This is a genomic window from Pseudomonas sp. MWU13-2100, assembly GCF_023242365.1.
In the GTDB taxonomy this organism is placed as follows: domain Bacteria; phylum Pseudomonadota; class Gammaproteobacteria; order Pseudomonadales; family Pseudomonadaceae; genus Aquipseudomonas.
In genome coordinates, this window is the sequence record NZ_JALLIX010000020.1 from 1 (window position 1) to 13,634 (window position 13,634).

Annotated in this window: 13 protein-coding genes; 9 read left to right on the forward strand and 4 right to left on the reverse strand. The window is 61.5% G+C overall.

The window, feature by feature from the left end; genetic code table 11:
- Positions 1–200: 200 nt before the first annotated feature.
- The 4 genes from M5B99_RS15425 to M5B99_RS15440 all read left to right on the forward strand — a co-directional run bounded on the left by M5B99_RS15425 (position 201) and on the right by M5B99_RS15440 (position 4,818).
- Complete coding sequence (locus M5B99_RS15425; RefSeq protein ID WP_248804861.1) at positions 201–1,016, forward strand: alpha/beta fold hydrolase; 816 nt, start codon at positions 201–203, stop codon at positions 1,014–1,016.
- 37 nt (positions 1,017–1,053) lie between these two features.
- On the forward strand, positions 1,054–1,956 hold the full coding sequence (locus tag M5B99_RS15430) for a LysR family transcriptional regulator (protein ID WP_248804862.1): 903 nt from the start codon (positions 1,054–1,056) through the stop codon (positions 1,954–1,956).
- Positions 1,957–2,085: 129 nt separating this feature from the next.
- Positions 2,086–2,715 carry a glutathione S-transferase family protein gene (locus tag M5B99_RS15435; protein ID WP_248804863.1) on the forward strand — a complete coding sequence of 210 codons (630 nt, stop codon included), beginning with the start codon at positions 2,086–2,088 and terminating at the stop codon, positions 2,713–2,715.
- A 57-nt stretch (positions 2,716–2,772) separates the two neighbouring features.
- Positions 2,773–4,818 (forward strand): pyridoxamine 5'-phosphate oxidase family protein, encoded by a 2,046-nt coding sequence (locus tag M5B99_RS15440; protein WP_248804864.1) that lies wholly within the window; start codon positions 2,773–2,775, stop codon positions 4,816–4,818.
- Positions 4,819–4,824: 6 nt separating this feature from the next.
- Here the strand turns inward: M5B99_RS15440 and M5B99_RS15445 are convergent, their stop codons facing one another.
- Together M5B99_RS15445 and M5B99_RS15450 are read right to left on the reverse strand one after the other, a co-directional pair.
- Entirely contained in the window at positions 4,825–6,327 is a 1,503-nt protein-coding gene (locus M5B99_RS15445; RefSeq protein ID WP_248804865.1) for an aldehyde dehydrogenase family protein, read from the reverse strand.
- 224 nt (positions 6,328–6,551) lie between these two features.
- On the reverse strand, positions 6,552–7,175 hold the full coding sequence (locus M5B99_RS15450; protein WP_248804866.1) for a LysE family translocator: 624 nt from the start codon (positions 7,173–7,175) through the stop codon (positions 6,552–6,554).
- A 144-nt stretch (positions 7,176–7,319) separates the two neighbouring features.
- Here M5B99_RS15450 and M5B99_RS15455 point away from each other — a divergent pair, with 144 nt between their 5' ends.
- A complete protein-coding gene (locus tag M5B99_RS15455; RefSeq protein WP_248804934.1) occupies positions 7,320–7,793 on the forward strand; it encodes an Lrp/AsnC family transcriptional regulator in 474 nt (157 codons plus the stop codon).
- A 1-nt stretch (position 7,794) separates the two neighbouring features.
- Here the strand turns inward: M5B99_RS15455 and lpdA are convergent, their stop codons facing one another.
- Together lpdA and M5B99_RS15465 are read right to left on the reverse strand one after the other, a co-directional pair.
- Positions 7,795–9,195 (reverse strand): dihydrolipoyl dehydrogenase, encoded by a 1,401-nt coding sequence (gene lpdA, locus M5B99_RS15460; protein ID WP_248804867.1) that lies wholly within the window; start codon positions 9,193–9,195, stop codon positions 7,795–7,797.
- Between the two features lie 135 nt (positions 9,196–9,330).
- Positions 9,331–9,669 carry a hypothetical protein gene (locus M5B99_RS15465; protein WP_248804868.1) on the reverse strand — a complete coding sequence of 113 codons (339 nt, stop codon included), beginning with the start codon at positions 9,667–9,669 and terminating at the stop codon, positions 9,331–9,333.
- A 689-nt stretch (positions 9,670–10,358) separates the two neighbouring features.
- Between M5B99_RS15465 and M5B99_RS15470 the strand changes: the two genes are divergently transcribed.
- The 4 genes from M5B99_RS15470 to cfaB all read left to right on the forward strand — a co-directional run bounded on the left by M5B99_RS15470 (position 10,359) and on the right by cfaB (position 13,620).
- Positions 10,359–10,610: a hypothetical protein gene (locus M5B99_RS15470; protein WP_248804869.1), complete on the forward strand. Its 252-nt coding sequence runs from the start codon at positions 10,359–10,361 to the stop codon at positions 10,608–10,610.
- A 70-nt stretch (positions 10,611–10,680) separates the two neighbouring features.
- The gene (locus M5B99_RS15475; protein ID WP_248804870.1) at positions 10,681–11,526 is read left to right on the forward strand and encodes a DUF692 domain-containing protein; all 846 of its coding nucleotides are present in this window, start codon (positions 10,681–10,683) and stop codon (positions 11,524–11,526) included.
- On the forward strand, positions 11,517–12,308 hold the full coding sequence (locus M5B99_RS15480) for a DNA-binding domain-containing protein (protein ID WP_248804871.1): 792 nt from the start codon (positions 11,517–11,519) through the stop codon (positions 12,306–12,308). Before M5B99_RS15475 ends, M5B99_RS15480 begins: the two co-directional genes overlap by 10 nt.
- Before the next feature lie 127 nt (positions 12,309–12,435).
- Positions 12,436–13,620: a C17 cyclopropane fatty acid synthase CfaB gene (gene cfaB, locus M5B99_RS15485; RefSeq protein WP_248804872.1), complete on the forward strand. Its 1,185-nt coding sequence runs from the start codon at positions 12,436–12,438 to the stop codon at positions 13,618–13,620.
- The last annotated feature ends 14 nt before the right edge of the window (positions 13,621–13,634 follow it).

The window sequence follows — 13,634 nt, forward strand, 5'->3', positions numbered from 1 at the left end:
TATCTTGCGATACGGGCATTTTCTTTAACCGGCCAGCAGATTGCTAGGTTTTCACACAGTCTGTGAAAGGCGGCTTTTTTGTCCCTGCGATCTGCCTCTGGACATTTGAACGCGTGCAGGCAACGCTGTCCGAATCTCTTGATTCCGAGTGCAAGGGGCCTGGGCACTCGTTGTTTCATCCATTAGCGAAGGGGAATTCAATGCCGTTTGTGACGATCGATGGACAACCGCTGCATTTCCTCGACCAGGGCGTGGGCGAGGTGGTGGTGCTGGGCTCCAGCTACCTCTGGGACAGCGGCATGTGGGCCCCGCAGGTCGCGGCGCTGTCGCAACGCTATCGGATCATCGTGCCGGAACTCTGGGGCCATGGGCAGTCAGGGCCGTTGCCGGAGAACACCCGTAGCCTCGACGATCTGGCCAAGCAGGTACTGGCCTTGCTCGATCATCTGGAAATTCAGCGTTTCACCCTGGTCGGCCTGTCGGTCGGCGGCATGTGGGGCGCTCGCCTGGCCCTGGCGGCGCCCGAGCGCGTTCGCGGCCTGGTGTTGATGGACACCTATGCCGGTGCAGAGCCGGCGCCGACCCAACAGTATTACTTCTCGATGCTGAAGATGATCGAGGACGCCGGCAGTGTTCCACCACCGTTGCTCGATGCAATCGTGCCGATTTTCTTCAGGTCGGGTATCGATCCGCAACTGCCGTACTATCAGGCGTTTCGCACATCCCTGGCGACCTGGTCGGACGAGCGTCTGCGCGACAGCGTCGTACCGCTGGGACGGCTGATCTTCGGTCGGGACGATCGCCTGGCCGCGCTGGCGGCGTTGGATGCCGGCAGCACCCTGGTGATGTGTGGCGAGCAGGACAAGCCTCGGCCACCGAGCGAGGCCCGAGAGATGGCCGAGCTGATCGGTTGCAAGTACATCGGGATAGCGGAGGCCGGCCATATCTCCAGTATTGAAAACCCGACATTCGTGAACGAGGCACTGCTGGCATTCCTGTCCGAGCTGCCTGCATAGTCAGCGCGACCCTCCGTAGCAGCGAGCAAACCCATCCATGGACAGATTCCAGGAAATGCAGGTGTTCGTCGCCGTCGCCCAGGAGCAGGGCTTCGCGGCGGCGGCGCGGCGTTTGAGTCTCTCGGCACCGAGCGTCACCCAGGCGGTGGCGGCGCTGGAAAAACGCATTGGTGCCCAGTTGCTCGTGCGTACCACGCGCAATGTGCACCTGACCGAGCCCGGGCAACGTTATCTGGAAGACTGCCGGCGCATCCTCGCCGCGATGGAGGAAGCCGAAGCCTCGGCCGCCGACAGCCATGCCCACCCCAGCGGGCAACTGACCATGACCGCGCCAGTGCTGTTCGGCGAGTTGTACGTCACGCCGGTGATGGTGCGTTACCTGGAGCAGTATCCGGCAGTGGATATCAACGCGTTGCTGTTGGACCGCGTGGTGCCCATGGTCGAGGACGGGATCGATGTCGCGGTGCGGATCGGCGAATTGCCCGACAGTGGTTACCACGCCGTCAGGGTAGGGCAGGTGCGCCGAGTAGTCTGCGCTTCACCGGCCTATCTGGAGCAACGAGGCCGTCCCGTGCATCCAGACGAATTGCGCCAGGCGCAGATCGTCATGGCCGCCTCGGCTTCTCAGGTCAGGAGTTGGCAATTCCTCGATGGCGACAAACCCTTGAGCATCCGCCTGGAACCACGATTGGCGCTGACGGCGAATCGGGCGGCGATCCACGCCGCCTGCCTGGGTCTTGGTCTGACCCGGGTGTTGTCCTATCAAGTGGCGGACAAGCTGGCGGCCGGGGAGCTGGAGGTCGTGCTGGAAGACTTCGAGTTTCCTCCGCTACCGATCCATGTGGTGTATCAGGGAGGCCGCAAGGTCTCCGTACGGGTGCGCAGTTTTGTCGACTTCATGGTCGCTGCCTTGCGCGAACACCCGAACCTGAATGGCTGATGAGCATTTCAATTTTTGAAAGAATGGATTGCCGTTTCTGGTGATTCTGTTGTTTTCGCTGAAGGAGCAAGATCACTCCATCAGCGCGAACCATCCCGGGTTGCGCTTCCGCCCCCGTGGAGTCCCGCCATGTCCCAGACCCCCATCAAGCTCTACAACTTTTCCCGCTCAGGTCACGCCCATCGTGCTGAACTGATGTTGTCCCTGCTCGGCCTGCCGGTGGAGCTGATTCATGTGGACCTGCCCAGCGGTGCTCATAAAACCCCGGAATACCTGGCCCTGAATGCTTTCGGCCAAGTACCGGTGATCGATGATCAAGGGCTGATTCTCGCCGACTCTGCGGCGATTCTGGTGTACCTGGCACTCAAGTATGGGCAAGGCCGCTGGTTGCCCACCGATCCGCTGGGCGCCGCCCGGGTGCAACGCTGGCTGTCGGTGGCGGCCGGGCCGATTGCCTTCGGCCCGGCCCGGGCCCGGCTGATCACGGTGTTCGGTGCGCCCTTTGACGCCGAGGAAGCGATCAGCCGTTCCCATGCCTTGCTCAAGGTCGTCGAGCAGGAACTGAACCAATCGTCTTATCTGGTGGGTGACACACCGACCATCGCCGATGTCGCCGGCTACAGCTATATCGCCCATGCGCCGGAAGGCAATGTCTCGCTGGCGGACTACCCCAATGTACGGGCCTGGTTGGCGCGGATCGAAGCCTTGCCGGGCTTTGTGCCGATGCCGCGGACCATCGCCGGATTACAGACCGCCTGAGGTTGATGAAACCTCCCGTCCACTTCGGTCGGGAGGGTTTCCCGTGGAGAAGTCGCGATGAACACATCCAGCGTGTCACCCTGGCACACCGGTGAACTGCAGATGCAGACCCTGGTCGGTGTCGCCGAACGGATGGCTGAACTCGGTCCGAGGGTGATCCGTGACTACATGCCGGACCAGCATCGTGACTTTTATCGCCAGTTGCCGTTCCTGCTGTTCGGTACTGTCGACGATCAGGGCAATCCCTGGGCGAGCCTGTTTGAGGGCGAGCCGGGTTTTGCCTTTTCTCCCGATCCCAGGTTGTTGCAGGTGGCGAGTTTTCCACAGGTTGCGGACCCCACCTATTCAGCCCTGCGAGCCGGCGCGGCCATCGGCTTGCTGGGAATGGAGCTGCATACCCGGCGACGCAACCGTATCAATGGGCGTGTGGCGGCGCTGACTGGAAAAACCCTGAGAGTGGCTGTGGAACATGCCTTCGGCAACTGTCCGCAGTACATCCAGTTGCGTCAGTTCGAACGGGTGCCCGCGCCGGACCCTGCCACGCAAGTCGTTCATCGTTCCCACGGATTGGACGCCGAGGCAGCGGCAATGATCCATGCCGCCGATACGTTCTTTGTCGCCAGCTATGTGGATATCGACGGCGCTCGCTCCGTGGATGTCTCCCATCGCGGCGGGCAAAGCGGCTTTGTCCGGATCGAGGGCGACTGCCTGACCATTCCGGATTTCGCCGGCAATCTGCACTTCAACACCCTGGGCAATCTGCTGATCAATCCCCATGCGGGCCTGTTGTTTATCGATTTCAATACGGGTGACCTGCTGCAGCTCAGTGGGCGCACCGAAGTTATCCTCGACGGGCCGCTGGTGAAAGCCTTTCAGGGCGCCGAACGTTTGTGGACGTTCCACGTGGAACATTGTGTGCGGCGTCCGGCGGCTTCGACCTTGCGCTGGAAGTTCGAGGGCTTTTCACCCAACAGCCTGATGACCGGCAATTGGGATCAGGCGGCTGCGCGCTTGCAAGCCGAAGCACTGGGCAACGCTTGGCGGCCATTGCGGATCAGCCGGATTGTCGAGGAAAGCAGCAACATTCGTTCGCTGTACCTTGAGCCGACGGATGGGGCGGGGTTGCCGATGTTTCAGGCCGGGCAGCATCTGCCGCTGCGTTTCGATCTGGGCGGGCAGACGCAGATTCGTACCTACAGCCTGTCGGGCGCTCCTTCGGATGCGTTCTGCCGGATCAGCGTCAAGCGCGACGGTCGGGTGTCGTCCCATGTGCACGACCAGCTCAAGGTCGGTGATGTGCTTGAGACGCGCGCGCCGCAGGGGCATTTCACTGTGGCAACCCATGAGCAGCGTCCGCTGGTATTACTGGCGGCGGGGGTGGGGATTACACCCCTGTTATCGATGTTGCGGGAGGTGGTGTATCAGGGCAAGCGTACCCGGCGGATGCGGCCCACGGTTTTGTTCCACAGTGCCCGGTCGTTGGCGGAGCTGCCGTTTCGGGTCGAGCTGGATGAACTGATGGAACGTGCGGGCGATACGGTTCAGGTGGTGCGCTTGCTGAGTCAACCGGAGCCTCAGGCAGTGCCGGGTGAGGATTACCATCTGCAAGGCCGACTCGATGTCGAGGTGTTGAAGGCCGTGCTGACTATTGATGACTATGACTCGGTGGATTTCGTCCTGTGCGGCCCGGGTGGCTTTACCCAGGGGCTGTACGATCAACTGCGGGATATGGATATCCGCGATGAGCATATTCATGCGGAGACTTTTGGCCCTTCGACATTGCGCCGACGCCAGGATCCGGGTGCACCGCCAATCGAGCAGCCGCCGGCGGCAACGCAGTCGGTGCCGGTGGTGTTCTATCGTTCGGGCAAGGAGGCACGCTGGGAGCCGGAAGGCGAGAGCCTGCTGGTCTTGGCGGAAAGCCGCGGCTTGCAGCCGGAGTTCAGTTGCCGGGGCGGGTCCTGTGGAACCTGTAGCACGCGCTTGATCAGCGGGCAGGTACATTATCCGCAGCCGCCCGCGGAGTTGCCGGGCGAGGGGCAGGTGCTGATTTGTTGCGCGATTCCGGCGCAAAGCACGGAACCGCTGGTGTTGGATCTGTAACGGCTTTCAGCGCCGCAGGCTGGTATCGATCTGGCTCATCCGACTACGCAAGGTAAACACCCCATCCCCGGAGAGGATCGCCCCACGGGCAAACAAGCGCCCGTTTTCCCAGTTCGAAAGCCCTAGCTCCGGCTTGTTCAGCGCGTACTGGCCATCGACCCAGCGGGTGAAGCCATCGCCGACAAAGGGCGCATTGATGCTGTTGTAGAAGTAGTCATGGGCATCACGTTCGGCGCTGATCAGCGACACGGTGAACTGCGGGCTGTACCGGTTGAACAGGGCAACCGCCTGATCCAGGTCATCGACGATTTTCAGGCTGACTTCCGGCGTCTCTTCCCATTCCCACTCACGGCCCAACTGGTCTTCGGGCAGTGACTCGGTTTGGGCTTCTTCCTCATAACCTTCGGCACGCTGGACCTGTACCCGCGCTTGCAACCACTCGGCGGGCAGCACGCCTTCATCGCCGCTGACGATATGCAGCTTGCAGCGCTGGCCGCGAGCCTCGCCGGCAGCTTTTAGTGCATCGAGGAACAACGGCACCAGTTCAGCCGCGCGCTGGCGATGGATCACGCAGACATTGAGGGTGTTGCACACCTTGCGATCCAGGGAGTTGCGCACCACTTCGGCGAAACGCTCGGCGTCGGCGTCCTGATGGGCCACCAGCCACGCGCCGCCGGTGCCGTGCAGGCTGACCACTGTGCCAGCCTGCTGGGCAATACCGCCAAGCTGTTTCACCGCGTGGCCCGAGCCCCGCGCCACCGCCAGGGACAGGCGACGGTCGGCGAACATGGCCCAGCCCGCCGCCCGGTCGCTGCTTTCCACCAGGGACACCGCACCCGCCGGCAACCCGGCTTCGTGCAGCGCCGGATCGAGTGCATGGCGGACTATCGCCTGGGCCGTGCCGAGGGCATCGCTGCCGATCCGCAGCACGGCGGTGTTGCCGGTACGCAGGACGCCTGCGGCGTCGGCAAACACATTGGGTCGACCTTCAAAGACAAACGCCACCACGCCCAAGGGCGCGACGACCTGTTCGACCTTCCAGCCCTCATGTTCCACGGACTCGCGGACCCGACCGCGAATCAGCGGCGCATCACGCCAGGCCCGCAGCCCGGCGATCATGTCGCGACGCATGGCCTCGCTCGCCAGCAGACGGGTAGTGGAGCGCCCGCGGGCCTTGGCTTGGGCGATATCGGCCTGGTTCGCGGCCTCGATCAATGCCCAGCAAGCCGGGGCCTCAAGATGCTGGGCGAACAGGTCGAAGAACTGGCTGATGGCTGCGTCCGAGACTTGAGCCAGGGTCGTGAACGCGCCCTGTGCCGTGTCGATGGCCTGGGTTGCGAGCTGTTGCACGGCGTGGGGAATCAGCAGCAGTTCGCCGCTGGCCTGGTCCACCAGCAGATGATCGCCCGGTTGGAAACGCTCGGCCAATTCCGGCGGCACCGGGGAAACCCGGTTACCCGCATAGAGAATCGGTGTGCCGGCGATAAGACGATCGAGCGTGCTGGTCATGATGGGAGAACGTGTCCAGGAAAGTAGAAAGCAAAATGTATAAGAAAAACGCCTTTGGCTCACCTGCTAACGGCGTTTCTTTTGTACGACGTTGCATCCTCGGCGGGGTATGTCCTGTGTGGGAGCCGGCTTGCTGGCGAGGGCGGCCGTCAAGGCGATGCAAGACTCACGAGCCTCATCGCCGGCAAGGTCGGTGTTGTGTCAGGAGTAAGGCGGTCCAGACATCAGGCTTGCTGGATAAACGCCAATCGGACGGCAAAACCGATCAACAGGCCGCCGAACAGCCATTGCTGCAGGCGTTGCGCCCGTGGGCTCTTGTCCAGCCATTGGCCGATCCAGGCGCCGGCCAGGGCATAACAACTGTCGAACAACAGCCCGACGGCCACCAGGGTCGCGCCGAGCCCGAGGAACTGCGGGGCTACCGGGCCGGCATGGGCATCGATGAATTGCGGCAGCAGCACCGAGCAGAACAGCAATGCCTTGGGATTCAGAAGATTGGTGAGCATTCCCTGTTGCAGGGCGGCGCGCCAGCCCAGGGTGCGTTGGGCGCCCTCGTGATCAGCGCTCAACAACGCCAGCGACCCGGGTCGCAGCATGCGTACGCCAAGCCACAGCAGGTAGGCGGCGCCTGCCAGGCGCACGATGTCGAAGGTCCACGGCGCGGCCTTGAACAGCGCCGCCAGGCCCAGGGCCGCAAGCGCTACATGGCAGGCGCGGGCGATACCCAGGCCGAGGGCGGTGGTCAGGGCCTGGCTGCGGCCATGGCGGGCGCCGGTTTGCAGCAGCAGAATCATGTCAGGGCCGGGGAGCAGATAAACCATCGCCAGTGCGAACAGGTAGAGGAGCATCGTGCCGTTTCTCCAAGAGGGGATAACCGGAGAAAAGTCTATGTCGGAAGACCAGGGCAGGTGCTTGCGTATTAAACTTATGAAAGGCTTAGAATTGGTGTTTTCTGCCATTACAGTCGAGTTGAGTAGTTGGATATGCCAAAAATAAAATTCGATGCCTATGACCGTAAAATCCTCGCGGCTTTGCAACGGGACGGACGCCTGAGCAATGTCGAGCTGGCCGCCGAGATCGGCCTCTCGGCCTCACCGTGCCTGCGGCGGGTGCGCATGCTCGAGGAGGCGGGGGTGATTCGCGGCTACCAGGTGAACCTGGACCGCGATGAAGTCGGGTTGGGTTTGACCGTGTTTGTCGGGGTCAAGGTCGAGCGGCACCACGAGGCTGAGGCCGAGGCGTTTCGCCTGGCGGTCATGGCTTTGCCCCAGGTGATCTCGGCGTTCCTGGTGTCCGGCGAGTCGGACTTCCTGCTGCAAGTAGTGGTGCCCGATCTGCGGGCTTATGAGCGCTTCCTCAATGGCCAACTGCTGCGCTTGCCCGGTGTGCGTGATATCCGTAGCAACTTCGCGATCCAGGCGGTGAAGGCGCCCGGACCGCTGCCGTTGGATCACCTGCCTGACTGACTCAGATCTGCGTGGCCAGGCCTTCGACGTTCATTGCCGCCTGGCGCAGGGCTTCGGAGCGGGTCGGATGCGGATGGCAGGTGAGGGCGACGTCTTCGGCCGAGGCGCAAAACTCCATGGCCACGCAGTACTCGCCGATCATCTCGCTGACGCTCGGGCCTACCAGATGCACGCCAAGGACTTCGTCGGTATGCTCATCCGCCAGGACCTTGGCGAAACCCTCGGTCTCGTGGTTGATCTTGGCCCGGCTGTTGGCGCTGAAGGGGAATTTCCCGACTTTGTAGGCGCGGCCTTCGGCCTTGAGCTGTTCTTCGGTCTTGCCGACACTGGCCAGCTCCGGCCGGGTATAGATCACGCTAGGGATCAGTGCGTAGTTGACCTCGCCGGCTTTGCCGACGATCTGCTCGATGCAGGCCATGGCTTCGTCTTCGGCCTTGTGGGCGAGCATCGGACCGCTGGTGACATCGCCGATCACCCAGACTCCCGCAGCCTCCGTGCGGTGGCCCTGGTTGACCAGCATGCCGCGTTGGTCGGTGGAAAGCCCCACGCTTTCCAGCCCGAGCCCTTGAGTGAATGGACGACGCCCGATGGCCACCAGCACGTAATCGGCATCGATCAACTGCGCTTCGCCGCCGGCCGCCGGTTCCACGCGCAACTGCGCGCCGGTCGCCGAGCTGATGGCACTGGTGACCTTGGAACCCAGCAGGAAGCGGATGCCTTGTTTACTCAACGAACGTTGCAAAGCCGTGCCGGCCTCCAGGTCGATGCCGGGGCAGATCCGGTCCAGGTACTCCACGACCGTGACCTGGCTACCGAGCCGACGCCACACAGAGCCCAGTTCCAGGCCGATGACCCCGGCACCGATCACCACCAGGTGCTTGGGTACCTCCGGCAACGACAGCGCGCCGGTGGAGTCGAGGATGCGCCGGTTGTCGATATCGACGCCCGGTAGCGGCGTCGGCTCGGAACCGGTGGCAATCACGATATCCTTGGCCTGCAAGGTGCTTTCGCTGCCATCGGCCGCGCTCACCACGACCTTGCCGGGGCCGGCGATCCGCCCCCAACCCTTGATCCACTCGACCTTGTTCTTGCGAAACAGGTATTCGATGCCCTGGGTCAGCCCGGCCACGCTCTGGTCTTTCTGTTTCATCATCTGCGCGAGATTGAGGCGGGGCTTGACCTCGATCCCGAGGTTGGCGAACTCGCCGCCCAGCGCCGCCTCATAGAGTTCGGACGCATGGAGCAGGGCCTTGGACGGCATGCAGCCGACGTTCAGGCAGGTTCCGCCGAGGGTCGCGCGTGCCTCCACGCAAGCGACCTTCAAACCCGACTGGCCGGCGCGAATGGCGGCGTTGTAGCCCCCTGGCCCGCCCCCGATGATGACGACGTCGTAGCTGCTCATGACTGTTCTCCCGGGAGACACCACGTTGAGGAAGAAGGACAAAAATAGGCCTTATAAATATTATGATAATAATATTGTCCTTGTGCGCAACGTTGGTCAAGGCTGAAGCGCCGATGGGAGCGGGAGGGCGCGGCGTCACCTGGGGGATGTTTTATTGCTGCCGGCACGGGCCGGATCGTCCAGAAAGGTGGTGTAGGGGTACGTCGAGTCGGCGTGAAAATTGATTCGCCGGCCCCGGACGGTGGTCAGTTGCGAGTCGGCCTTTATGCAAAGTGTCTGGCCGCTTTTGAAGGTGAGTCGGTGAATCTGCTGATTGTTTTCCCGGCTGATCTCATGACTGATCAAGTCCAGCAGGTTGCTCAGGCCCAGGGGCGAGCCCGGTTGATTGATGGTCAGGCAACTGGAAGTCTCCGTACCAGGGGCAGTCCCCAATGGGCGTTGAAAATAATGGTATTCACTCAAGGTATGGCTCATGGCGGCTCCGTCGCTCAAGTGTGCGCGCCGAGTGTTGGGCATATTATTAGTCGGCGGCGCGCACAAAGGGGGTCAAGTGTTTTAAGGGGGTGACATATAGTTATAAGTTATCTGGCCCCGTGGGTTGGCAAGCGTACGAGGATAAATAAGGTTTTCGGGGTATCGAGCTGCCCACTCAAGGGGTTAGGCACGGTGCGGAACCCTCGGCGAAGGCTTTTCAATACGGAAAGTTACGAAGATTTTTAATGAACCGGCAAGGGTTATTTGAAGTCAGAGGGATGTTAGTCATTGCCAGGTTACCAATCAAGTCACGCAGATGTTGAATTTTGTTACATGGGCACTTGGTTAACCGGTGGTAATTTTTCTGGTTGTTTCGAACAGTGGGATATCAGATAAATCAATGTCAGTGTTTTCCGTATTGTTGGATTAATTAATATACGGGTTACACCCCTCGACTAATGCTCTCATTATTCCTTGTTAGGAAATTTTTGTTATGTAGTCACGCAATACTTCAGCAGGTGATCCCTGGCAGGAACGGCCGGTCGATGAGGGGGAGGGGCGGCGAGGATTATTTTCAAAAAAAATTGCAAGGGGCTGTAACAGCGGGCGACGACCGCTCTCTAGTGCCATGTCGAGACTGAACATTCCGTTCGGACCGATACCCCCAATGTATTTTCGAGGATAAAAACATGTCGATCAAAACCGCCGCTGCCGGTGCCGTACTCGCTCTTGCCGCCGCCACTATGTTTGCCGGTGTCGTCACCCAGGCCTCGGCTGCCGACGCTCAGGTTCACTGCTACGGCATCAACGCCTGCAAAGGCCAGAACGACTGCAAGACCAAGGACCACGCTTGCAAAGGAATGGGTTCGTGCAAAGGCCAGGGCTTCAAGATCACGACTCAAGCGACCTGTGATAAAGAGCACGGCAAAGTCGGCGAATAAGCGACGACCGAGTGCTCCCGCAGCGGTCGGCCCCCGATGCCGCTGCGGACACTTTCGCAAGGAGTCCAGTATGTCCGCTTCCCGTTCCTGCCTGGGTTATGGCCTGGGTTTGCGCAGTCACTATCACCAGGAAATCCTCGAACAGTCGCCCGCCGTGGACTGGTTCGAGATCGTTTCCGAGAATTACCTGGTCCAGGGTGGCAAGGCGCTGTATTACCTGGATGCCATCGCCGAACGCTATCCGCTGGTGATGCATGGCGTGTCGCTGTCCATCGGCGGGCCCCATGAGCTGGATATGCATTACCTCAAACAACTCAAGCAACTGGCCGGGCGGGTCAATCCCGCGTGGATTTCCGACCATCTGTGCTGGAGCCGCGGCAACGCCCATCAGTTGCATGACCTGCTGCCGCTGCCTTACACCGAAGAAAGCCTGTACTACGTGGCGGCCCGGGTCCGTCAGGTGCAGGACGTGCTGCAGCAGCCACTGGTGCTGGAGAATGTCTCCAGCTATGTGCGTGCCGCGTCCGATGAATTTTCCGAGTGGGAGTTTCTCGAAGCCCTGAGTCGCCTGAGCGACTGCGAGCTGTTGCTGGACGTGAACAATGTCTATGTCAGCGGCCGCAATCACGGTTTTGATCCCTGGACTTTTATCCACAGCCTGCCGGCGCGCAAGATCCGGCAATTGCACCTGGCCGGGCATGCCGACTATGGCGACTATGTGATCGATACCCATGATCATCCGGTCTGCGATCCGGTCTGGGCGCTTTATCAACGGACCCTCGAACACCTGGGCCCGGTGGCAACCTTGCTGGAACGCGACGATCACTTCCCGCCGCTGGCCGACCTGGTGGATGAACTGGGCAAGGCCCGTGAGTTGGGCGGTGCTGCCCTGGCGCGGAGGTCTTTATGCGCCTGAACGACTGGCAGCTGGCCTTTGAGCGTTACCTGCTGGGGGACGATGCCAGCGCCGACGCGGCATTGGGCGCCAGCCTGATCGGTGGGCCGAGCCTGGATGTGGCGACCGGCCTGGCCATTTACCACAATGCCTACCGCGCCCGTTTGCAGGAAGCCCTGCGCAGCGATTTTCCCACGGTCTGGAGCTGGCTGGGTGACGATGAATTCGATGCACTGACCGCGGCCTATCTGCGCGAATGTCCATCGTCCCATTACAGCCTGCGCTGGCTCGGTGCAGGCTTCGAGGCTTTTGTCCTGCGCCATCTGGTGCCGGAACAGAGTGCGCCCCTGGCAGAACTGATTTGCCTGGAATGGGCCTTTACCCTGGCTTTTGATGCCTTGCCGGGCGAGCCCCTGACCCTGGTGGCCATGGCCAGTCTGGCGGCGGAGGCCTGGCCGACGCTGCGGTTGGAGCTGGTGCCCAGCGTCCAGTGGCTCGATGGCCGGTTCAACAGCCTGGCGATGTGGCGGGCGGTGAAGGCCGAGGCGGAGTTTCCCGACAGTCTTGAGCTGGAACAGCCCCAGGTCTGCCTGGTCTGGCGTGCCGGCCTGGTCTGCCACTATCGTAGCCTTGAGCCGGCAGAAGCCCAGGCGCTGAGCTGCATGGTGCGGGCCGGTTGGAGTTTCGCCGAACTGTGCGCCGAGCTGGCGGCCACTCTCAAAGAGGGGGCGCCCTTGCAAGCGGTCAGTTGGCTCAAACAGTGGGTGAGCGACGGTCTGGTCTGCCAACGCCACACTTCTTGACGCACCCATTCCCCACAGGGGCGGTGGCGGGCAAACCCCATAGTTCGAGTCTATTATCTCAATAGGCTGACAGTTCCTGTGAATGCGCTACCCTTAATTCAGACGTCTGAAACAAGGGGGATTACTCATGCTCGCGCAACTTCCACCGGCCTTACAGAATCTTCAGCTACCGCTTCGCCTGAGACTCTGGGACGGCCACGAAATCAATCTCGGGCCGACGCCCAGTGTCACCATCGTTGTGAAGGACCCACAACTGGTCGCGCAATTCACCCATCCGACGCTGGACTTGCTGGGCAGTGCCTTCGTCGAAGGCAAGCTGGAACTCGAAGGCTCGATCAGCGACGTTGTGCGGGTCTGCGACGAGTTGAGCCAGGCACTGCTGGAGGATGAAGGGGACAACCTGCCGTCGCGCCTGGCCCATGACAAGGCTACCGACGCCGCTTCCATCTCCTATCATTACGACCTCTCCAACGCTTTCTACCAGCTCTGGCTGGACCGCGAGATGGTCTATTCCTGCGCCTACTTCGAAAGCACCGACGCCACCCTCGAAGAAGCCCAGCAAGCAAAATTCCGCCACCTGTGCCGCAAACTGCGCCTGCAGCCTGGCGAGTACCTGCTGGATGTCGGCTGCGGTTGGGGCGGGCTGGCGCGTTATGCTGCACGGGAATTCGGGGTCAAGGTGCTCGGTATCACCCTGAGCAAGGAACAGCTGGCGCTGGCGAAGGAGCGGGTGGCCGCCGAGGGGTTGCAGGACAAGGTCGACCTGCAGTTGCTCGATTACCGTGACCTGCCCCAGGACGGCCGCTTTGACAAGGTGGTCAGCGTCGGCATGTTCGAACATGTCGGACATGCCAACCTCAAGCAGTATTGCGAGATCCTCTTCGGGGCCGTGCGCGAAGGTGGCTTGGTGATGAACCATGGGATTACCGCCAAGTACACCGATGGACGCCCGGTGGGGCGCGGTGCTGGCGACTTTATCGATCGTTATGTGTTTCCCAATGGCGAGCTGCCGCACCTGTCGATGATCACCGCCGAAATCAGCGAGGCCGGCCTGGAAGTGGTCGACGTGGAGAGCCTGCGCCTGCATTACGCACGGACTCTGCAACAGTGGAGCCTGCGCCTGGAAAACAACCTGGAGGCGGCGGGTCGCGAGGTGCCGGAACGGGCCCTGAGGATCTGGCGGCTGTACCTGGCCGGTTGTGCCTACGCCTTCGAAAAAGGCTGGATCAACCTGCATCAGATCCTGGCGGTGAAAGCCTTCGCCGACGGCAGTCACAACCTGCCATGGACCCGCGACGATCTTTACCGCTAATCTCCTCGAGCAGA